The 22,586-nt window shown below is 43.1% G+C and carries 20 protein-coding genes; 2 read left to right on the top strand and 18 right to left on the bottom strand.

Translation table 11 applies throughout. The features are described from left to right. Positions 1-39: 39 nt before the first annotated feature. Positions 40-927, bottom strand: a complete 888-nt coding sequence (gene scrK / locus N8N51_RS07520; protein ID WP_000164310.1) for a fructokinase ScrK — start codon at positions 925-927, stop codon at positions 40-42. A gap of 149 nt (positions 928-1,076) precedes the next feature. Then, positions 1,077-2,981, bottom strand: a complete 1,905-nt coding sequence (locus N8N51_RS07515) for a sucrose-specific PTS transporter subunit IIBC (protein ID WP_261103915.1) — start codon at positions 2,979-2,981, stop codon at positions 1,077-1,079. Positions 2,982-3,360: 379 nt separating this feature from the next. Here N8N51_RS07515 and N8N51_RS07510 point away from each other — a divergent pair, with 379 nt between their 5' ends. Beyond that, complete coding sequence (locus N8N51_RS07510; protein WP_261056917.1) at positions 3,361-4,815, top strand: glycoside hydrolase family 32 protein; 1,455 nt, start codon at positions 3,361-3,363, stop codon at positions 4,813-4,815. Beyond that, a complete protein-coding gene (locus N8N51_RS07505) occupies positions 4,796-5,761 on the top strand; it encodes a LacI family DNA-binding transcriptional regulator (protein WP_125411545.1) in 966 nt (321 codons plus the stop codon). The genes N8N51_RS07510 and N8N51_RS07505 overlap by 20 nt, the downstream gene beginning before the upstream one ends. 142 nt (positions 5,762-5,903) lie before the next feature. Here the strand turns inward: N8N51_RS07505 and N8N51_RS07500 are convergent, their stop codons facing one another. From N8N51_RS07500 to N8N51_RS07425, 16 genes are all read right to left on the bottom strand, one after another. Continuing rightward, positions 5,904-7,178: a hydroxymethylglutaryl-CoA reductase, degradative gene (locus N8N51_RS07500; RefSeq protein WP_261056918.1), complete on the bottom strand. Its 1,275-nt coding sequence runs from the start codon at positions 7,176-7,178 to the stop codon at positions 5,904-5,906. Next, a complete protein-coding gene (locus N8N51_RS07495) occupies positions 7,178-8,350 on the bottom strand; it encodes a hydroxymethylglutaryl-CoA synthase (protein WP_045612596.1) in 1,173 nt (390 codons plus the stop codon). Before N8N51_RS07495 ends, N8N51_RS07500 begins: the two co-directional genes overlap by 1 nt. Positions 8,351-8,463: 113 nt before the next feature. Then, positions 8,464-8,913 (bottom strand): threonine/serine exporter family protein, encoded by a 450-nt coding sequence (locus tag N8N51_RS07490; protein ID WP_033686494.1) that lies wholly within the window; start codon positions 8,911-8,913, stop codon positions 8,464-8,466. 1 nt (position 8,914) lies between these two features. Then, positions 8,915-9,673, bottom strand: a complete 759-nt coding sequence (locus tag N8N51_RS07485) for a threonine/serine exporter family protein (RefSeq protein ID WP_125454854.1) — start codon at positions 9,671-9,673, stop codon at positions 8,915-8,917. Between the two features lie 88 nt (positions 9,674-9,761). After that, positions 9,762-11,663 (bottom strand): Stk1 family PASTA domain-containing Ser/Thr kinase, encoded by a 1,902-nt coding sequence (gene pknB, locus N8N51_RS07480; protein WP_125454853.1) that lies wholly within the window; start codon positions 11,661-11,663, stop codon positions 9,762-9,764. Beyond that, positions 11,660-12,400, bottom strand: coding sequence for a Stp1/IreP family PP2C-type Ser/Thr phosphatase (locus N8N51_RS07475; protein WP_033682216.1), 741 nt, complete (start codon positions 12,398-12,400; stop codon positions 11,660-11,662). The genes pknB and N8N51_RS07475 overlap by 4 nt, the downstream gene beginning before the upstream one ends. 14 nt (positions 12,401-12,414) lie before the next feature. Beyond that, on the bottom strand, positions 12,415-13,728 hold the full coding sequence (rsmB, locus tag N8N51_RS07470) for a 16S rRNA (cytosine(967)-C(5))-methyltransferase RsmB (RefSeq protein ID WP_261103914.1): 1,314 nt from the start codon (positions 13,726-13,728) through the stop codon (positions 12,415-12,417). After that, positions 13,721-14,656, bottom strand: coding sequence for a methionyl-tRNA formyltransferase (fmt, locus tag N8N51_RS07465; protein ID WP_261103913.1), 936 nt, complete (start codon positions 14,654-14,656; stop codon positions 13,721-13,723). The genes rsmB and fmt overlap by 8 nt, the downstream gene beginning before the upstream one ends. A gap of 12 nt (positions 14,657-14,668) precedes the next feature. Further along, positions 14,669-17,065 carry a primosomal protein N' gene (locus tag N8N51_RS07460; RefSeq protein WP_261067190.1) on the bottom strand — a complete coding sequence of 799 codons (2,397 nt, stop codon included), beginning with the start codon at positions 17,063-17,065 and terminating at the stop codon, positions 14,669-14,671. Positions 17,066-17,131: 66 nt separating this feature from the next. After that, on the bottom strand, positions 17,132-17,446 hold the full coding sequence (rpoZ, locus tag N8N51_RS07455; protein WP_000979235.1) for a DNA-directed RNA polymerase subunit omega: 315 nt from the start codon (positions 17,444-17,446) through the stop codon (positions 17,132-17,134). Positions 17,447-17,470: 24 nt separating this feature from the next. Beyond that, the gene (gene gmk / locus N8N51_RS07450) at positions 17,471-18,097 is read right to left on the bottom strand and encodes a guanylate kinase (protein WP_000775041.1); all 627 of its coding nucleotides are present in this window, start codon (positions 18,095-18,097) and stop codon (positions 17,471-17,473) included. Positions 18,098-18,225: 128 nt separating this feature from the next. Further along, the gene (locus N8N51_RS07445; RefSeq protein ID WP_000404936.1) at positions 18,226-19,839 is read right to left on the bottom strand and encodes a ribonuclease Y; all 1,614 of its coding nucleotides are present in this window, start codon (positions 19,837-19,839) and stop codon (positions 18,226-18,228) included. A gap of 202 nt (positions 19,840-20,041) precedes the next feature. Beyond that, the gene (locus tag N8N51_RS07440; protein WP_084925567.1) at positions 20,042-20,296 is read right to left on the bottom strand and encodes a Txe/YoeB family addiction module toxin; all 255 of its coding nucleotides are present in this window, start codon (positions 20,294-20,296) and stop codon (positions 20,042-20,044) included. 3 nt (positions 20,297-20,299) lie between these two features. After that, the gene (locus N8N51_RS07435) at positions 20,300-20,554 is read right to left on the bottom strand and encodes a type II toxin-antitoxin system Phd/YefM family antitoxin (protein WP_000388572.1); all 255 of its coding nucleotides are present in this window, start codon (positions 20,552-20,554) and stop codon (positions 20,300-20,302) included. A gap of 131 nt (positions 20,555-20,685) precedes the next feature. Beyond that, a complete protein-coding gene (locus N8N51_RS07430; RefSeq protein ID WP_125454848.1) occupies positions 20,686-21,783 on the bottom strand; it encodes a nucleotidyltransferase in 1,098 nt (365 codons plus the stop codon). Between the two features lie 9 nt (positions 21,784-21,792). Further along, entirely contained in the window at positions 21,793-22,533 is a 741-nt protein-coding gene (locus tag N8N51_RS07425) for a class I SAM-dependent DNA methyltransferase (RefSeq protein ID WP_312023129.1), read from the bottom strand. Positions 22,534-22,586 lie beyond the last annotated feature (53 nt).

Below are 22,586 nucleotides of genomic sequence, written 5' to 3'. Positions count from 1 at the left end.
CCACAAAATCCGTTTGGTTTCCCAAGCGGATTTTGTGCTTTATTTTGAAACTTCTTTTGCAAGGACAAAGTTTCCAAGAGTAGCAGAACCATTTCCTGCGACTGCTGGCGTCACGATGTAATCACGCACATCAGGTACTGGTAGGTAGCCATTAAGAAGAGATGTAAATTTCTCACGGACACGATCCAGCATGTGTTGTTGAGCCATGACCCCTCCACCAAAGACAATCACGTCTGGGCGGAAAGTCACTGTCGCATTGACCGCAGCTTGAGCGATATAGTAGGCTTGGACATCCCAAACAGGATTGTTGAGTTCAATATTTTCCCCACGTACACCTGTACGAGCTTCCAAACTTGGACCAGCTGCATAGCCTTCCAGACATCCCTTATGGAAAGGACAAACACCCTTAAACTCTTTTTCAATATCCATTGGGTGTCTAGCAACATAATAATGACCCATCTCAGGGTGACCCACACCACCGATAAACTCTCCACGTTGGATAACACCAGCACCGATACCTGTACCGATTGTGTAGTAAACCAAGTTTTCGATACGACCACCAGCATTGTTACGGGCAACCACTTCACCATAAGCAGAGCTGTTTACGTCTGTAGTGAAGTACATTGGCACGTTGAGGGCGCGACGAAGGGCACCAAGCAAGTCCACATTTGCCCAGTTTGGTTTTGGAGTCGTCGTGATAAAGCCATAAGTTTTTGAGTTTTTATCAATATCAATCGGACCAAATGAACCAACTGCAAGACCAGCAAGGTTGTCGAATTTCGAGAAGAACTCAATGGTTTTATCGATTGTTTCGATTGGAGTTGTTGTTGGAAATTGTGTTTTTTCTACAACGTTAAAGTTTTCATCACCGACAGCACAGACAAACTTTGTACCGCCCGCTTCCAAGCTTCCATATAATTTTGTCATGATAAACCTCTTGTTTTTATTTTCTTTATTATAGCATATTTCGAAAGTCTAAATTTCTCTATTTTTTAGATTTTCCTCTGTAAATCTTACCATTCAAGCAAAAACGAACAAACATGTCATTTGTTCGTTTTCACATTAGAGAGGATTGATTAGATTTTCACTTCGATCACAGCATCACCTTTAGCAACTGATCCAGAAGCAACTGGATTTACTGAAACAAAGTCAGCTGTGTTTGTCACGATAACCATTGTTGTGTTATCAAGACCTGCAGCAGCAATCTTAGCTGAGTCAAAGGTTCCAAGAACATCTCCAGCTTTAACCTTGTCACCTTGAGCAACTTTTTGGTCAAATCCTTCACCATTCATTGAAACAGTATCGATACCAACGTGGATCAAGATTTCAGCTCCGTTTGCAGTTTTCAAACCATAAGCATGTCCTGTTGGGAAGACGATTGTCACTTCAGCATCAGCTGGGGCGTAAACAACATCTTGACTAGGTTTTACAGCGATACCTTGTCCCATAGCTCCACTTGAGAATACTGGGTCATTCACATTTGAAAGAGCAACAACATCACCAACGATTGGTGTTTGGATTGTTTCGTCTTGAAGAGTTGCTGGTACTTCTTCATTTACCACTGTAGTTTCTTCAGAAACTGTTTCTTCAACAACTTCTGTTTCTTCTTTGTAACCAAAAGCATATGTCAAACCGAAACCAAGGGCAGTTGTAACTAAGACCATAAAGACATACTTAAGGAGTTGACCGTTGATATAGAGAAGTGTTCCAGGAATGATCGTAATACCAAAGCTAGTACCTGCCAAACCTAGAATGTTTGCTAACCAACCACCAGCAGCACCGGCGATAAGCCCCATGATAAACGGTTTACCATAGCGAAGATTGATACCAAAAATAGCTGGTTCAGTGATACCAAGTCCAGCAGAAAGTGCAGCTGGGAAGGCAAGAGCTTTAATTTTGGGATTCTTTGTTTTTACACCAACAGCAAGCGTTGCTCCAAGTTGAGCAGTCATAGCTGCTGTAATAATAGCATTAAGAGGATCTGAACCTGTAGAAGTAACAAGGTTAGCCTCCAAGAGATTGAAGATATGGTGAACACCTGTAACAACGATGACCTGATGAACACCACCAAGGATTAATCCACCTAGACCCATTGGAAGACTGAGCAACCAAACAGTAGCGACTTTGACATAGCTTTCAACTTCGTGGAATACAGGTCCAATGACAAACAAGGCCAAAATAGACATTACTAAGAAAGTCAAGAATGGTACAAGGAGTAAATCTAATACATCTGGAATACGCTTACGGAGCCACTTTTCTAGTTTAGCACCAGTCAGACCAACGAAGAAGGCTGGTAAAACTGAGTTTTGATAGCCGACAACTTTGATAAAACCAAAGAAGAGGATTGGTTGAGCGTCACCAGAGGCCACAGCCCAGGCATTTGGTAAGGATGAGTTTACCATCATCAATCCTAGAACCAAACCAAGCAATGGATTTCCACCGAAGACTCGAAAGGCTGACCAACAGATTAAGGCTGGGAAGAAGGCAAAAGCTGTATCTGTCAAAACAACTGAATAGGTATAGAAGTTTGTTGCTTTAAAAGCTTCTGCAGTTGTTCCAAACAAAGCCAAAACTTGATCTTGAACAATAGCCCCACGAATTCCCATAAACAAACCAGTAGCAACGATTGCTGGCAAAAGAGGTACAAAGACGTCACCGAAAGTACGGATGGCACGTTGGAACCAATTTCCTTGTTTGCCTGCTTCTTCTTTCATCTCATCTTTAGATGAAGTTGGCAAACCAAGAGCTACGACTTCATCGTACATCTTGTTTACTGTACCAGTACCAAAGATAATTTGGTATTGACCTGAGTTAAAGAAAGCACCTTGAACTTTTTCCAAGTTCTCAATAGCGTTCTTATTGATTTTAGCTTCATCTTTTACCATGACACGAAGACGAGTCGCACAGTGGGCAACACTGTTGACATTTTCACGTCCGCCCAAGGCATCGATGACTTTTTTTGCAATTTCCTGATTGTTCATTTGCAAAAATCTCCTTATATAAAATTTTGTTCTTGTTTGAAAGCGATTTTATCCGCCCTACGACTATTATTTTATCATGTTTTAGAAATATGTCAAGCGTTTTGCAGAAAAAATATTCTATCCACTTAGTAAGCATGCTTTAGATTGATTGATTTTGACTGTTTTATCAGGTATTCCTTGAAAAAATAAGTTTAAAATCTTATTTAAAAGGGTTTTGTTTCATTCTCTTTCATATTTTCGTGAAAATTTGATTGATTTCCTGCATTTATTTTGTGACAAACGTTTGACAGTTTTTTCTCTTTTTTAACATAAAAGACTTGCTTTTTCAACCGAAAACGGTTACTATTATAAGTGATAAGATTTTTGGAGGAATGAATGAATGGAATGGACAACTGAGCGTCGTTACAGACTTTATCAAGATTGGACGCAAGAAGAAATTAAACATATAAAAGAAAATATGGCACACTCTCCATGGCATACTCATTACCATGTTGAGCCAAAAACAGGACTTCTCAATGACCCAAATGGCTTTTCTTACTTTGATGGCAAGTGGATTGTTTTTTATCAGAACTTTCCTTTTGGTGCAGCCCACGGTTTAAAATCTTGGGTGCAATTGGAAAGTGATGACTTGGTTCACTTTAGAGAAACTGGAGTCAAAGTTTTGCCTGATACTCCATTAGATAGCCACGGTGCCTACTCTGGTTCTGCCATGCAGTTTGGCGATAACTTGTTCCTATTTTATACAGGAAATGTCCGCGATGAAAACTGGATCCGTCACCCATACCAGATTGGAGCTTTGATGGATAAGGATGGCAAGATTACAAAGATTGACAAGATCTTGATTGACCAGCCAACTGATTCTACTGATCACTTCCGCGACCCACAAATTTTTAACTTCAAGGGTCGATATTATGCTATCGTCGGTGGTCAGGATTTGGAGAAAAAAGGCTTCGTCCGTCTCTACAAGGCTGTCGATAACGACTACACAAACTGGCAAGAGGTTGGCGATCTTGACTTTTCTAACGACCGTACTGCCTACATGATGGAATGCCCAAATCTGGTCTTTGTAGGGGAGCAACCTGTTCTCCTCTACTGTCCACAAGGATTGGATAAGAAAGTTCTAGACTACGATAATATCTATCCAAATATGTATAAAATCGGGGCTTCCTTTGACCCTGAAAATGCCAAAATGGTAGATATATCTCAACTTCAAAACATGGACTATGGTTTCGAAGCCTATGCAACTCAAGCCTTCAACGCTCCTGACGGACGTGCTCTAGCAGTCAGCTGGCTTGGTTTACCTGATGTTTCATATCCATCTGACCGTTTTGACCACCAAGGAACCTTCTCTTTGGTCAAGGAACTCACTATCAAAGACGGCAAACTCTACCAGTACCCTGTCGCAGCTATCAAGGACCTTCGTGCTTCTGAAGAGGCCTTCTCAAATCGTGCTCAAACCAAGAACACGTACGAACTCGAACTCAACTTAGAAGCCAATAGTCAGAGCGAGATTGTCTTACTTGCTGATAAAGAAGGCAAGGGACTTTCCATCAACTTTGACCTTGTAAATGGTCAAGTGACAGTGGATCGTAGCCAAGCTGGTGAACAGTACGCCCAAGAATTTGGTACGACTCGTTCTTGCCCAATCGATAATCAGGCCACTACTGCCACAATTTTCATCGATAACTCTGTCTTTGAAATTTTCATCAACAAAGGAGAAAAAGTATTTTCTGGTCGTGTCTTCCCACATGCGGACCAAAATGGTATCCTGATCAAGTCTGGAAACCCAACTGGAACTTACTATGAATTAGATTATGGTCGCAAAACTAACTGATGTCGCCAAACTTGCAGGTGTCAGCCCTACTACCGTTTCTCGGGTTATCAATAAAAAAGGCTATCTCTCTGAGAAAACCATTCAAAAGGTAAATGAAGCCATGCGAGAATTGGGCTATAAACCCAACAACCTAGCTCGTAGCCTGCAAGGAAAATCAGCTAAGTTAATTGGCTTGATTTTCCCAAATCTTTCCAATGTTTTCTACGCAGAATTGATTGATAAGTTGGAACACCAACTCTTCAAGAATGGTTACAAGGCCATCATCTGCAACAGCGAACACGATTCTGAGAAGGAACGCGAATATATCGAAATGTTGGAAGCTAATCAGGTGGACGGCATCATTTCTGGCAGTCACAACTTGGGAATTGAAGACTACAATCGTGTGACGGCACCGATTATTTCCTTTGACAGAAACCTATCGCCAGACATTCCAGTCGTTTCCTCTGACAACTACGCTGGTGGGGTACTCGCTGCCCAAACCTTGGTTAAGACAGGCGCCCAGTCTATCATCATGATTACAGGGAATGACAATTCCAATTCGCCAACTGGACTGCGCCATGCTGGTTTTGCTTCTGTACTCCCAAAAGCTCCTATTATCAATGTTTCCAGTGACTTTTCTCCAGTCAGAAAAGAAATGGAAATCAAGAATATCTTAACTCGACAAAGACCAGATGCCATCTTTGCTTCAGATGATTTGACAGCTATTCTGGTCATTAAAATCGCTCAAGAACTGGGCATCTCTGTCCCAGAAGAGCTCAAAGTTATCGGCTATGATGGTACCTACTTTATCGAGAATTACTACCCTCAACTGGCTACTATCAAACAACCCTTGGAAGAAATTGCCTGCCTCACTGTTGACCTCCTCTTGCAGAAGATAGAAGGCAAGGAAGTCGCAACAACAGGCTACTTTTTACCAGTTACATTATTGCCCGGAAAAAGTATTTAATACTCTTCGAAAATCAAATTCAAACCACGTCAGCTTCACCTTGCCGTACTCAAGTACAGCCTGCGGCTAGCTTCCTAGTTTGCTTTTTGATTTTCATTGAGTATAAGTACAAGAAAACTCAGACCGATTCGTCTGAGTTTTTTTATGATCTTAAATTTTCGAGATAGCGATGGGCTGTTTCTAAGTTAAAGGTTTTATCTGCGATGAGGCGCTCAACTAGTGGAGCTACCTCGGATTCACTAGCACCTGCTAGGAGAGCCAAGGATTTGGCCTGCAATTTCATGTGGCCTTGCTGGATTCCTGTGCTCACTAAGGCTTTCAGGGCTGCAAAGTTTTGGGCAAGCCCGATAGACACGATAATCTGGGCTAATTCTTTGGCAGAAGGATTTCCCAGTAGCTCATGACTGAGGGCTACACGTGGATTGAGGCCGATAGAGCCACCCTTAGTCGCTACAGGCATAGGTAGGGTCATCTCACCAACCAATTCTTCTCTTTCCGTGTCCAGCTTCCATTGACTGAGACCTTGATAGTGCCCATCTCGACTGGCAAAGGCATGGGCCCCTGCTTCAATGGCACGCCAGTCATTTCCAGTGGCAATCAAAATGGCATCAATACCATTAAAAATCCCTTTATTGTGGGTAGCGGCTCGATAAGGATCTGCCTGCGCAAACTGGCTAGCCAAAGCTATTTTCTCCGCAATTTCTCGTCCTTGATCCTTTTGGCGGCTCAAGTAGCGAAAGGCGATGCGACAGCTTGCAGTCACTAGAGAATCGGTCGCGTAATTAGACAGGATTCCCATGAGACTCTGTCCTTGACTAAGTTCTTCTAAAACTGGTTTCAAGGCTTCCAGCATGGTGTTGAGCATATTGGCCCCCATAGCTTCTTGGGTATCTACATGAAGATAGACGACAAGGAAATCTGTTTCACCTTTGATCTGTTCTACATGTAGATCACGCGCACCGCCTCCTCGTTTAACGATAGACGGGTAGGCTTGATTGGCAAGTTCCAAGAGTTCTGCCTTCTTGCCGGCAATCTTTTCTTGCGCTTGTTCAGGATTAGCAACTTGATAAAGGGCTACCTGTCCAATCATCTGGCGCTCATGGACTTGAGCAGTAAAACCGCCTGCTCGCTTGATGATTTTACTTGCATAGCTGGCCGCAGCAACCACAGACGGTTCTTCTGTCACATAGGGAACTGTGTATTCCTGACCGTTAACGAGAACCTCTGGAACCAACGAATAAGGTAGAGAAAAAGTTCCCACTACATTCTCACTCAGCTGGTCTGCCACAGTCACACTCATCTGTTCATCCTGCTCCAAACTCTCTTGTCTCTCAGGACTAAGGAGCGCCTGAGCTTTTAACAGCTCGAGGCGCTCTTGGTATGATTTTTTTGAAAATCCATTCCAACTTATCTTCATTATTTTTCAACCTTGCTATAACTGCGTTGGTGGTCAACAATTTCAACCAAGGCAAAATCTTGATTTTCATAGCCAGCAAACTGGGCAGAATTTGTTTCATCTAAGTCTACTTCCTCAAAGAAGACTTTTTCATAGTCTGCGACAGACAGGGCAGTTCGTTGGTTGAGCTTGTTCAAACGGTCTTTATCCAGATAAGCTTCATATCCTTCAACCAATTCACCACTGAAGAACTCAGCCACAGCACCACTTCCGTAACTATAAAGGGCAATTTTATCTCCAGCCTTCAGGCTATCTGTATTTTCTAAGAGAGACAAAAGTCCAAGGAAAAGTGAACCTGTATAGATATTCCCCACCTTTTGACTGTAGAGAATAGACTGGTCAAAATGCTTTTGCAAGAGGTCTTTTTTCTCTTGAGACAGGCTCTTATCCATGATTTTTTTCAAGCCTTTTAAGGCTAATTTAGGGTAAGGCAAATGGAAACAAACAGCTGCAAAATCATCCAAAGTAAGCTGGTAGCGTTTTTGATATTCGAGCCAAGTCGTTTTCAAACTATCCAAGTATTGCTGGGTAGAATAGACACCATTTACATAAGGAGTTGTCGAGTAATTTGGACGCCAGAAATCCATGATGTCACGGGTCTGAGCTACATTGTCATTATTAAAGGCCATAATGCGTGGATTTTGTGTAATCAACATAGCTACACTTCCAGCACCCTGAGTTGGTTCTCCTGGAGTTTCAATACCATATTTGGCAATATCGCTTGCGATGACCAAGACCTTGGACTCTGGAGAATTTTCCACATGCAATTTGGCATAATGAAGGGCCGCTGTCGCTCCATAGCAGGCTTCTTTAATCTCGAAACTACGAGCAAAAGGCTGGATGCCCAGCAAACCATGCACAAAGACGGCCGCAGCTTTACTCTGGTCAATTCCTGACTCGGTAGCAACAATGACCATGTCAATTTCTTCTCTTTCTTGCTCAGTTAAAATAGAATCACTTGCACTGGCCGCCAAGGTCACGATATCCTCAGTTAGGGGCGCAATACTCAATTCCTTGAGTAAGAGTCCTTTGCTTAATTTTTCAGGGTCAATTCCCCTCGCTTCTGCTAAGTCTTGTAATTTCAAGACATATTGACTGGTCGCAAAACCAATCTTATCAATACCGATTGTCATATTTACCTCTGTTTTATCATTCATTGTAAAAAATCGTTCTATACTATTTTATCACAAATAGCAGTAAAAGAGAGAAAAAAGACTTGATTCACCAAATCAAGTCCCTTATTATTCTAACCATTATGCTGTTTTCTTAAGTAAGAATAAAGTCTAAGAATCACGGTTCCACTAGCCATTCCAATGGAAATCACCAAAGCCAGCATAACAACCAAGGTTGCACTAGCAATGGCATGACTGTAATCTCCCGTCACAAAAAAGGCAGTTGTCCGATAAGAAAGGTATCCCGGAACCAGTGGTGCCAAGATGGCCAAGATAAAGACCACAGCAGGAGTCTTATAAAGAATACTTAAAATCTGGCTGACACAAGAACCAATAATAGCCGCAATAAAGGTAGCCACAATAACATTGGTCGGTTCCTTGAGCAAGAGATAGATTAGCCAGACAGCCATGCCCAAAATCCCTCCTGGTAAGAGCATAGAACGTTGAACATTGAGTACGATTAAAAAAGTGATAATGGCAAGAAGACTTGCTACTGCTTGTAATAAAAAGGTTGTTAGTGTCATATTAATTCATCAATACCAAGGCGACAGAAGTTCCCGCCCCTAAAGCAAGGGTAATGAGCAGGGATTCAAACATCTTACTCATACCAGAGTTTATGTGGTTGGTCATAATATCACGAACCGCATTGGTCAAGGCAATCCCTGGTACAAACGGCATGACCGCACCAGCTATAATCAAATCTGCCGTTGAAGGAAAGCCTGTGTAGCGAGCCCAAAACTGGGCTATCATCCCAAAAACAAAGGCTCCAGCAAAGGCTGTCACAAAGGGAATTCGGATAAACTTCTCTACATAGAGGGAAAAGGCAAAACCAAATAAGGTAGCCACTCCTGCCCCAAGTGCGTCGTAGATATTTCCACTAAACATAATCGAAAAGAAAGGAGCACTAAAGGTTGCAGCCAAAGTTACCTGCAACTTAGTATAAGGAAGGGGTTGGGCTTGCAAGGCCTTCAATTGCTTGAAGGCTGTCTTTAAATCAAGATTTCCTCCTACCAACTGACGAGAAATTTGGTTCACATCACAGACTTTTTCGATGTTATAAGAAGATGAGGTCACGCGTTTCATTCGCGAAATATTGGTATTTTCAATGGAGAAAAAGATGGCAGCAGGCATGGCAAGAACATTGCAATCCACAATCCCCTGCGAATGCGCAATCCGAATCATGGTATCTTCTACACGATGAATCTCTGAGCCACTTTTGAGAAGAATGGTTCCAGCTAACATAATCAGATCGATGACGGCATTTAATTCTCTTGATTCTTCCATACTTTCCTCCTTTTATCAACTTCCTCTATTCTATCACAAATCTGGAGTCAAAAAAAATCTTTGCCATGAAATCATGACAAAGATTCATTTAATTACGTGAATTTTCGTGGCTTCCCTCACTACTTGATTGATTAGTAGAATGAGTATCTCCTCGTTGATTTCCTTGCTGGTTCCCCTGACTTGGTGTTGTAGTAGAACCTTGGTTTCCACGTTGGGCTGGTGCTGATGATGATGTTGACGGCGGTGTTTTCGGTTTGTAAATTGAAATCTTGATGCGTGTCTTATTCAAATCTACCTTTTCACCCGCTCTTGGACTCTGTTCAACAACGGTACCTTCAGCAGTTCCGGAAGGAGCTGTGGTAACTTCTACAACTTCAATGTTGGCTTCTTTAATACCGACAATTTGAACGAGATTATTTTTAGTAAATTCAAGACTAGATCCTATATAACTTGGCATAGCAACGCTGGTTACTTTCTTAGCAATAGTTAAAGTAATTGTTGAGGCCTTACTCAAATCATAAGTTGTTCCAGCTGACGGGCTCTGTCTAAGAACTGTTCCTTCTTCACTCTCGCTTGATTCTTCTTCCTCTATCTTGATGAGATTTTCAGGTACCTTCTTCTGCTTGAGTTCTGCGATAACATCGGTCGATTTACGGCCGATATAATTGCTCAATTGGAAAGATTGCTTACCTGATGAGACAACCAAATTGATTTTCGTTCCTTCTTTTCGACCAGTTCCAGCGTCAGGATCTGTACGGATAATCCGCCCTTCTTCCACCTTTTCACTAGCCTCTGATTTCTCCTCGCCAATCTCAAAATTGGCTTTCTTGAGGGTTTCCTTGGCTTCCGCCACTGTCTTACCTGCCACATCTGGAATGGCAATGGTTGCAGGAGTTCTGGATAGTATCCAAATAAGAGAAGCTGCCACCAATACAATGCTGGCCAACAAAATCATATAGCGAACTCTAAATTTCCGTTTCTTAACAGGCTTGGTTGCGTAATTGTCCTCTGAAGCCTGCTGACTCGGCTTCGCAGTCTGTGGCTTTGGACTTTGTGTTTGCACCTTAGGAATCGAAGTCAAGGTACTTTGTGGAACTTTAGGAAGAGTCTTGGTGTCAGCCTTAGTGGTATCATTAAACACCAATTTAGGCTCATTGCGACGATTATAAGACAAACTACTAGACAAGTCCACATACATCTCTGCAACTGACTGATAACGATCTGTCAATTTCTTGGCAGTTGCCTTGATGACAACATTCTCTAAAGCCTGAGGCACAGATGGATTCTCAGCTATAACCGATGGCAATGGTTTCTGGAAATGCTGGAGGGCGATGGTCACTGCACTATCCCCATCGTAAGGGATATGTCCTGTCAACATCTCATAAAAGATGATCCCCATGGCATAGATATCACTCTGTACAGTCGCTTTAGAACCACGCGCCTGCTCTGGTGACAAGTAATGAACCGAGCCCAGCATAGAGTTGGTCTGAGTCAGACTCGTCTCAGCAAAGGCTACCGCAATCCCAAAATCTGTGACTTTGGCAGTCCCATCTGGTGTCAAGAGGATATTTTGAGGTTTCAAATCGCGGTGAACAATGCCTCTAGTATGGGCTAAGCGCATAGCCAAGAGGATTTGTCCCATGATTCGGACCGCTTCTTCATTTGAAAGAGGATGGTGTTCCTTGATATAGCGTTTGAGGTCAAGTCCTGCTACGTACTCCATAGCTAAGTACTGTTGACCGTCTTCCTCACCAATATCTGTAATCCGAACGATATGAGGATGGTCCAGATCCGCCATGGCTCTCGCTTCCCGCTGGAAACGTGCCACAGCAATCGGGTCTGTTTGGTAGTTAGTCCTCAAGACCTTCACTGCCACTTCTTCACCGTCCAAAATCAAATCCTTGGCCAAATAGACATCTGCCATGCCTCCTCGACCAATTTGTTTGATAATTCGATACCGCCCGGCAAAAATCTTGCCGATTTGGATCATTCTGTTGCCTCCTCATTAACAGCAATAAGGGCAACTGTAATATTGTCCAATCCACCAGCATTGTTGGCAAAACGGATCAAGGTTGCTGCCTTATCTGCCAAAGGAATATCGCTGGTTACAATATCATAGATCTCACTTCCTGAAATCATATTTGTTAATCCATCACTATTAAGTAGGAGATAGTCTCCCGGCTCAAGGGTAATCATTCCAAAATCAGGCTGAATTTCATCTTTTTGACCGATTGACTGGGTAATAATATTTTTCTGTGGGTGGCTAGCTGCTTCTTCAGGTGTCAATTGACCTGCCTTGAGCAATTCATTGACCAAGGAATGATCGCTCGTTAACTGGTGGTATTCTTCTCCACGAATTAAACCAATACGAGAATCTCCAACGTGGGCATAAATAGCCTGATTGTCAATAATGGCTACAGCCTCAAGAGTTGTTCCCATTCCTTTATAGGCTTCATCTTGCCCCAATTGGTTAATCTTTTTATTTTCCATCTCAAGGTTGTTAGCAAACCATTCACGCACCTCGTTGATGGTATCAATTTGGGTATCTACCCAAGCGATACCTAAATCTGTAACCGCCATTTCACTCGCGATATTTCCTGCACGGTGTCCTCCCATCCCGTCAGCTAAGATAATCATAGTACGACCTGCTCTGTTGACGTAGTGGTTGACATAGTCTTGGTTATTTGTTCGTTTTTGACCAACATCCGTTAATATTGAAATTTCCATATGTCAGTTCCTTCCTAATCCGATATCTTGCGAAATTGGCTGATGAAAAATCCATCACTTCCATACAATTCAGGTGTAATGAGAATACAACCATCTTTCATGATATCCTTACATTCATGTTCTAGTTTTACCTGCTCAAATTCAGGATGACTTTCTAAAAATGCCTGAACGACTTGAAAGTTCTCCTCTGAGACAATAGTACAGGTACTATAAGTTATTATACCACCTTTGCGTAGTGTTTGACAAACACTACCTAATATTTCTAGCTGAATTTCCTGTAAGGACGTGAAATCTGCCGTTTCTTTATTGTATTTGATATCTGGTTTCCGGCGCAGCAGACCGATTCCTGAACAGGGAGCATCCACCAAAATCTTATCAAAAGAATTCTTACCAAAAAACTCATGCACCTTTCTGGCATCTAATTTTTGCGTTTGAACTCGGTCTGCAACTCCTAGACGTTGGGCATTTTCTTGGATCAAGCTCAGCTTATGGTCATAAAGATCTAGTGCAGTAACTCGACCTGTCGTCAGGTAAGAAGCTATATGGGCTGTTTTTCCTCCTGGAGCAGCACAGGCATCTAGAACCTGTTCATCACCTTGTAAATCAAGCGTCGGAGCAACAAGCTGGCTGGATTCATCTTGGATGGTAATAGCTCCATCCGCAAACAAATCATGGCCTGCAAAATGTCCTTGCTCCTTAACCAGACCAGAAGGAGACAAGGATGAAGCACTGGCCTCCAACAAGGCTTGGATTTCCTCTTTTTGGCTTAAATCTGTTACACGAATACTGGCTTTGTTTCGCACCAAGAGACTTTCAAAAATAGCTTGCGCTCGCTCCTCTCCGTATTCTTCCTTGAGCTTGGCAATTAACCAAACCGGGAGAGAATAGGCTATGGAATCACGCTTATTTTTTCGTTTGATGCTGGCAATATCTGGCCAACCTTCACGCAGGATACGACGAAGAACGGCGTTGACCAATTTTTCACTGCCCTTTTTACGGACTTTAGCCAATTCCACTGCTTCATTGACCACAGCATGGTCTGGAATCTTGTCCAAATAGCAGAGCTGGTAGGCACTCATGAGGAGAAGGACATAGAGCCAGTTATCTAACTGGTCTCGGTCTTCTATAAAGTGGGACAGGTACCATTCCAGAGTCAGTTTACGGGCTACCGTTCCATAGACCAGCTCGGTCACCAAACCCTTGTCTGCTGCAGAAAGTTGACTTCCCTTGAGATGCTTATTTAAGGCGATATTTGAGTATGCTTGATTGATAAAGACATCCTCTAATACTACTAGGGCTATACTTCTAGCCGTTTCTACTTTAGTCACCAAATCGTTCTCCTACAGTCAATGTACGTCCAACTCCATTGAGGAAGGAAGCAATATCCATCTTAGGCTTACCAGCTGGTTGCACTTGTTTGAAGGATAGAGCTCCTTCTGCCGTTGCGACAATCAATTCTTTCTTGCCGATAGAGAGGATCTCACCTGGATTTCCCTGACCTTCTACTGGTAGCGCTTCATAAATCTTAAAGCGGTCACCCTTAAGGAAAGTATGGGCAACAGGCCAGGGGTTCATCCCACGGATTTGGTTGAATAGTTGACGACTGCTTTTAGTCCAATCTAATTTTTCTTCCTCTGGCTGGATATTGGGAGAGAAGGTAACCTGACTTGGATCCTGCGGTTCAGGTTTGATGTCACCAGCAATATAAGCAGGCAAAGTGTCCAAAAGCAAATCACGACCAACTAGCGCCAATTTTTCAAACAAGGTACCGACATTGTCCTCATCCGTGATCGGAATGCTACGACGAGAAATCATATCTCCTGCATCCATTTCCTTAACCATTTCCATAATGGTCACACCAGCTTCCTTATCCCCTTGAATCAATGCATAATGGATTGGCGCTCCACCACGATGTTTAGGAAGAAGAGAAGCGTGAACATTGACCGCAAAGTCCATGCTATCAAGGAGTTTACTTGGGAGAAACTGCCCAAAAGCAGCAGTCACAATTCCATCTGCTCCTAGCTTCATAATAGCTTCCATCTCTGGACTTCCAGATAATTTTTCAGGTTGGTAGATTGGAAGACCCGCTTCTTTAGCAGCCTGCTTGACTGGGGTTTCTTGGATCACTTTTTTACGTCCTACAGCACGGTCTGGCTGGGTCACAACGGCTAGAATTTCGTAACGGTCATCTGTCAAAAGTCCTTTTAAGACTGTTGCTGAAAAGTCGGGGGTCCCCATAAAGATTAATTTTGTCATATCTTCTCCTTCTTATAAAAATTGCTGTGGCTCATGGTCAATACTGAGACGGAGCTCACTATTTTCCCGCTCTTGAGTCAAGGCCAAGACCTGGTTGAGGGTTAGCCCCAGCTCATCTTCTAAACGGTATTTAATTAAAATCTGGTAATGATAGAGGTTGTGGGTACGAGCAATCGGTTTTGGCGTCGGCCCAAGGATGTTACTGGTTTCAGACAAACCTGATCGTAAAATGTTCATGACTTCATAGGCACGTTTGACAACCTCTTCTTCTTTCTTGTGAGAAAGGGTAATGCCAATGGTGAAATAGTATGGTGGATAGCCAAGTTGTCGTCTGATTCCCATTTCATAAGCGTAAAAGCCTTCGTAATCCTGATCCTTTGCAAATCGAATAGCGTAGTGCTCAGGATTGTAAGACTGAATCAGGACCTGACCTGCTTTTTCAGCACGACCTGCCCGACCTGCCACCTGAGTCAAGAGCTGGAAGGTTCTCTCAGAAGAACGGAAATCAGGCAAATTCAAGGCTGTATCCGCATTTAGCACTCCGACTAGGGTCACATTTGGAAAATCCAATCCCTTGGCAATCATCTGAGTACCTAGTAAAATATCTGCTTCTCCTCGCCCAAACTGGTCAAGAAGAGCTTGGTGACTACCTTTCTTACGAGTCGTGTCCACATCCATCCGCAAAATACGTGCCTGCGGAAAGAGTTCTGCCAGCTCGTCATAAGCCTTCTGTGTCCCCGTCCCATAGTAACGAATACTGCGACTCTTACAGTTGGGGCAAACGTGAGGAATATCCTTCGAAAAACCACAATAATGGCAGTTCATGGTCTTGGTATCCATATGCAAGGTCAAGGAAATGTCACAGTTAGGACAAGTATCCACCGTCCCACACTCCCGACACATAACAAAGCTAGAATAACCACGGCGATTGAGCATAAGAACCACCTGCTCTTTTTTAGCCAGACGGTCCTGAATAGCTTCTAACAAAGGTGGCGTAAAGTTTGATGTCTCGTTTTGTCCGATATAGTCTCGAAAGTCAATCACTTGAACCTTGGGAATAGTAGCCAAAGGATTAGCTCGTTGGGTCAGACGTAAATGTTGATAGACGCCTTTTCCAGCACGCGCCCGGCTCTCTAAGCTCGGCGTTGCAGACCCAAGCACTAGGGCTGCTTGATTGTATTGGGCCCGTAAAATAGCCACCTCTCTGGCATGGTAGCGGGGATTACTGTCTTGCTTATAAGTCGCTTCATGTTCCTCATCAATAATCATAACACCCAGATTTTTCAGCGGAGCAAAGATGGCAGATCTGGCGCCAACAACAACTTGAGCGTCTCCACGCTCGACCTTGCGCCATTCATCATACTTTTCACCATTGGATAAGCCTGAGTGAAGAATGGCCACTTTCTCACCAAAACGAGCAATAAAACGCTCCGTCATCTGTGGAGTCAGGGAAATCTCAGGCACCAGCAAAATAGCTGTCTTGCCCTTGCCCAAAGCTCCTTGGATAATCTGCAAGTAGACCTCGGTCTTCCCACTTCCTGTAATCCCTTGAAGGAGGAAGGGAGGCTGATGACTGCCAATAGAACTGACAACCGCATCACGCGCCTGCCTTTGCTCTGGATTCAATTCCAAAGGCTGACTTGCTTCAATTCCTTCAAAATAAGCAGCCGAGCGTTGGACTTCCTTTTTGACTATTGTAACAGCACCTTGTTCTACAAAGAAGTTGACTTGCTCCCGCGAGTAGGACTCTAACAAACTGGCCAAGGAAGCACTCTCAGGATGAGACAGTAAATAGTCTCTCAATTCCAACTTTTTCTTGGCACGTGCAGAAATATCGACAACTTCTAATTGAGCAAGATTGACCTCATACCAAGACTGGGTCTTGACCTTCTTTTGATCAATCGCCTGATATTCTAGACCAAGCAGGCCTTTTCTAGTCAAACGCATCATTTCAGCTTGCTTACCTAAATCTAGAGAAGAAAAGGCTAGCGAATCTTCTGAACCAAACAAGCGCTCTTTGTCTGCCTGACTCAGACCTGCCAGAGGATAAAGAATCTTGTCATAGCTGGAGTTCAGAAATCCCGGTAACATAGCCTTGAGGATGGAGATCTTGTAGGAGAAGACGGACTTGCGTAACTCCTCAGCAAGCCAGAGTTGTTCTTGCGTAAGAACAGGAGAAAAATCCAACACCTCGACAATATCTTTTAAATCTTGCTCTATCTCTTCTTCAGCTGATTGAGAATCTAAATCAAGAACAATCCCTTGAATCAGACGATTACCCTTACCAAAGGGCACATGTACCCGCATTCCAACTTCCAACATTCCCTCAAATTCCTCCGGAATCCTATAACTATAGGGCTGGTCCGTCTGCATCAAGGGCACATCTACGATAATCTTAGCTAGGGTCATCTTCTCACCTCCTCCTTGTCAGTACATTCTTTCAAATAGAAAAAATAAGATTGAGTCCCCCCAACCTTAAATTTTTTCACCATCTTCTTTTTCTTTAGCGATTTGCTCTTTGATTTTCTTTTCTTCTTCTTCTTTGCGGCGTTTTTCTTCTTCGATACGGCGACGCACTGCTTCACGTTTTCCTTCTGGATCTGGGTGAATTGTAACGTTTCCTGATTCGATTTCTTCTAAAGCGCGAAGAGTTGATTTTTCAGATTTGAAACCTTGAGTTGCTGGCGCACCTGCTTCCAATTCGTGAGCACGTTTTGCTTCCAAGATTACGAGTGAATATTTTGAAGGAACCTTGTCGAGCAAGGTATCAATAGAGGGTTTTAACATCATTTGCTTGTACCTATTTTCTAAATTTTATCGGGTAGTTGGAGATTTCGGTAACATCTCCTGATAGTGACCAATGACACGATCCACACGGAAATGCTCTGCTTCGATCACACGTTTGACACGCTCAGCAGCTAGGGGCACCTGATCGTTGACAATCGCATAATCATACTCACGCATAAGCGCAATTTCTTCCTTGGCTTTTTCGATTCGTTGGGCAATCACTTCTGCACTATCTGTTCCACGACCTACCAAGCGGTCTTGTAATTCATCCAAATCTGGTGGTGTCAGGAAGATAAAGACAGCATCTGGAACCTTTTTCTTGACCTGAAGAGCGCCTTGAACTTCAATTTCAAGGAAAACATCGATTCCCTTGTCCAAGGTTTCATTGACATAGGTCAGAGGAGTTCCATAGTAGTTGCCGACATATTCTGCGTATTCCAACATCTGTCCTTGACGAATCAGCTCTTCAAACTCTTCGCGAGTACGGAAGAAATAGTCAACACCATCCACTTCTCCAGGACGTTGTGCGCGTGTCGTCATCGATACAGAGTATTGAAATTGGTTTTCAGAACTCTCAAAAATCTCTCTTCTAACCGTTCCTTTTCCAACCCCTGAAGGACCAGAAAAAACGATTAGTAAGCCTCGGTCTGCCATTGTGTCTCCTTTAGTCAGTCTGTGAAATAACATTTCTCTAGAATAATGACAAAAAGCCAGATTATCCTTTACAGTCTTTCTATCTAGTGTAACAAAAAAGCAGTAATTTTTCAACTGCTCTTTCTTATTTATTTAGCATAATCTACTGCACGAAGCTCGCGAATCACGGTTACCTTGATATTTCCTGGGTAATCGAGATTGTTTTCAATTTTCTCACGAACTTTATGAGCCAAGATTGTGACTTTGTCGTCCTTGATTTGTCCTGGATTTACCATGATACGAATTTCACGTCCTGCTTGAAGGGCAAAGCTAGTTTGCACTCCTTCAAAGCCGTTCGCAATTTCTTCCAAATCATGGAGACGCTTGATGTAGCTTTCAAGAGACTCACTACGAGCACCTGGACGTGCCGCGCTCAAGGCATCTGCTGCAGCGACGATAACTGCAATGACGCTCTCAGCTTCGACATCGCCGTGGTGGCTAGCAATCGTATTGACCACAACTGGATGTTCCTTGTACTTACGAGCCAATTCCATACCGATTTCAACGTGACTACCTTCAACCTCGCGGTCAATAGCTTTCCCGATATCGTGAAGGAATCCAGCACGACGGGCAAGAGCCGCATTTTCACCAAGTTCGCTCGCCATGATACCAGCCAACTTAGCAACCTCAATCGAATGGCGCAAGACATTTTGTCCATAAGAAGTACGGAACTGCAAACGTCCCATAATCTTCATCAAGTCTGGATGAAGGTTTGGCGCACCAATTTCATAGGCAGCAGCCTCACCGTATTCACGGATCTTATTATCAATCTCTTGACGGTTTTTCTCGACCAACTCTTCGATACGAGCTGGATGGATACGTCCATCCTTAAGCAACATTTCCATGGTCATACGAGCAATTTCACGACGAATCGGATCAAATCCTGACAAGGTCACCACTTCTGGTGTATCGTCGATAATGACATCAACCCCTGTCAAACTTTCAAAGGTACGAATGTTACGACCTTCACGACCAATAATGCGTCCCTTCATAGTATCGTCTGGCAGATGAACTGTTGAGTTTGTTGACTCCGCTACATATTCACCAGCGATACGTTGCATCGCTTGAACCAGGATGTCCTTGGCCATTTTGTCAGAACGTTCCTTGACCTCTTGCTCAGCTTCACGAATGCGGCTGGCAATCTCCTTGGTCAAGTTTTCCTCTGTCTGTGCCAAGATAATATCTCGTGCTTCTGCCTGAGACAGAGCACCAATACGCTCTAGTTCTGCTTCTTTTTGTCTTTCGACTTCCTCTAATTGCTCTTCACGCGCATCAAGGTTTTTCGCTCTATCAGAAATACTTTGTTCTTTTTGTTCAAGTGTTTGTTCTTTACTCGTCAAATTGTCGTCCTTACGGTCGAGGCTAGTAGCTCTCTCTGTCAAACGACTTTCGATTTGTTTGAGTTCCTGACGTTCTGATTTGAATTCAGCGTCCACTTCTTCACGGTATTTTCTGGCTTCTTCTTTGGCCTCCAATAGTGCTTCTTTTTTAAGAGACTTGCTTTCACGTTTGGCTTCATTAACAAGTAAATCTGCTTCACGCTCAGCTTGTCCACGTAAATTAGTTGCTTCTTGTTCAGCATTTAAAAGCATCAACTCTGCAGCTTCCTGAGATGATTTCATCTTAGCTGAGATGCTGACATATCCAATGACTAAACCAATGATGACGGCAAAAACAGCAATCGCAAGCGACATGATTTCCATGTTTTTACCTCATTTTATTGTTATTCCGAATGACATACATTCTTTTACATTCTACCATAAAAAAGTGATTTTCACAAACCTAAAATAGAATATGTTTTGAGGAAATTGGAACACGTTTGCTTAAAATTTATTAGTGCAATCTCTATTTCTTAGAAGTTATAGCTTAGTAAAAATTATAGAAAAAGCCCACCTTTCAGTAGACTTAGTAATGATCTTTAAAAGACAAGAAAGCCACGCTATCTTCATCCATCATATAAATCAAGCGATTTTCTGCATCAATACGACGTGACCAAGCTCCTTGGTAGTCATACTTGAGTGGTTCTGGTTTACCTATTCCTGTAAAGGGATCACGTTGAATATCCTTGATTAGTTTATTGATTCTTTTTAACGTTTTCTTATCCTGATTTTGCCAGTAGCAATAATCTGCCCAGGCATCTTCTGTAAACTTGAGCAGCATTTCTTACTCCTCAATAACATGAACCTGAGTACTTCCAGCACGAACTTGAGCCATTCCTCGCAAAACCTTATCAGAAAGTTCCTTATTTTGAGCAATTCTCAGGGTTTCTTGGATACTATCCCACTCACTCTTTGAAAGTACTACAATGTCCTCGTCTGGATTTTTATTGACCACCGTCAAAGGCTCAAATTCATCATTTACCTTCTTCATGTAGTCTTTTAAATGATTTCGGAATGTTGAGTAAAGAACTGCTTCCATAACCATACCTCGTTTTACCTCTTTTCCACTATTATACACGAAAAGAAAGAAATTGTCAGGAACTTGTACAAGATTTTCTTTTCTATCTATTTATTCGTAAAAAATCTCAAAAAGCCTACTTTTCAGTAGACTTAGTTTCTTTCTATTCTTATCGGCACTCTTCCAAAATTCTGCTCTGCTATACTTGATTTTCCCAGTTGGTAAATCTGGTCTGCCTTTTGGGTCATAGTATCCCAAGGCTCTTTGCCAATTCGGCTGACTAGACTGACCTGACCTTTCAAAGAATTGAGCTGTTGCCTGCCTTTTTCAGTAAATCCAAGGACATGAATGGCTTCTGGCAAGTCACCTTCTCTAGCCTGCACCAAGATATAGGTCAATAGGCGTCTGACACGCGCCTTGGTGTAACGTTTGGTCGCAACCGCCTCAACCAAGTCTTCCACAGACTGGGCTGTCTTGATGGCATCCTTGATGCGTACTGCCATTTCTTGATTGACCTGATAGATCGTTGTTAAGTCTGGATTTGACAAGATTTGATAGCGGAGCAAAAGAAAATAGTCGTCCCAACTCACCTTATTAGCCTGCTCAAAGAGAGCAACAGATGGCATAAAGCGTTCTAAGAAGTGTTGGTCCTTCTGGTGCTGACGGAGGGCTGTCGCCGAGGCAAAGTCCACATCCTTGTCGACAGAATGGTAACCAGCCCCCTGACGCTGAATCGGATGCAGGTTGATGTTGTACCCAGCAACCGCCTTAGCATAGGCCAGAGCAAGAACATGATTGGGCGTATTACCAGAAAAATCAAGACCTGCAAATTCCTTCCACATGGCTTGGGTTTTCTGAGGATAGGAGAGAGAGTCAGGCAGATTTTCCACAAATTTCTCCATCTCAGCACCTTTCTCTGTGTATAAATCAGCGATTTTCTGGTAATCCAGAACTTCCTCCGTCCCAAAGGCTAAGTTATCAATCCCTAACTGAGCTAAGATATCCACAGCTCCTTGACCAAAGAAATCAGCTGCCTGAACACTGACTAAAAAGGGCAATTCTACTACCAGATCCGCGCCATTTTCCAGTGCCATCTGGGCCCGTGTCCACTTATCCACAATAGCAGGCTCGCCTCTCTGCATGAAATTCCCAGACATGGCAATAATTTTCAGTCCCTCTGCCTGATCCAGCAGGTATTTATGGCCATTATGAAAAGGATTGAACTCCGCGATAATACCTGTGATGGTCATGCTAATCTCCTACTTCTGCGCCACAAAAAACCAACGGGTACTGGTTTCTGTTGGCTCCTTGTCTTCAAAGTCTGCATAGAGTTTGAAAGATTTGAAACCGGCCTGTTCCAGCAAGATATCATAGGTCAGAACCTCATAAGTCCGCTCCTCATGCACTTCATCGTGTCGACTAAAGGAGCCGTCAGCCTCCTTGATAAAAAAGGTCAATTCATGCACGATGGAGTGAGGAGTCGCATCCTCGTAGGTATCCCATAGCATGGCAAAATCATCTGCATTCTCATGGTAGGAATAGCCTGGAAAAACTTCATCTGTCTGGTAGGTCGAATGCACATCAAAGATGAAGATGCCATCTTCGTTGAGAGCATTATAGACTTCCTTAAAGACGTCCCCTACTTCCACCTCATCCTGCATATAGCAGATAGAGTCCGAATAACACGTGACAAAATCATATTGACCTGACTTGGACAAATCCAGCATATTGCCTTCAATAAATTCAATCTTTTGCTTGGCTGAAGCCGCTCTCTTTTCGGCAATCTTCAACATATCCGCACTCAAATCAAGACCAGTCACATCAAAACCAGCCTGAGAGAAGCGCACAGATTGAATTCCTGTCCCACAAGCCAGTTCCAAGAGTTTCTTTCTCTCCTTGGTCTTAGGCAAATGACGAAGCGAAAAATCCGTCCATCTATCGTATAAACTGTCGTCCATGACCGCATCGTAAACAGCCGCAAAAGTTTCATAAGTTGCCATAATCATGATACCAAGAGCGTCAATGGCAAACACCACTCGCCCTATACCTTTCT

Origin of the sequence: Streptococcus mitis, assembly GCF_946188685.1 — a bacterium.
In the GTDB taxonomy this organism is placed as follows: Bacteria; Bacillota; Bacilli; order Lactobacillales; family Streptococcaceae; genus Streptococcus; species Streptococcus mitis_CC.
The sequence above is the reverse complement of the archived record's forward strand: the minus strand, read 5'-3'. Positions and strand labels throughout refer to the sequence as shown.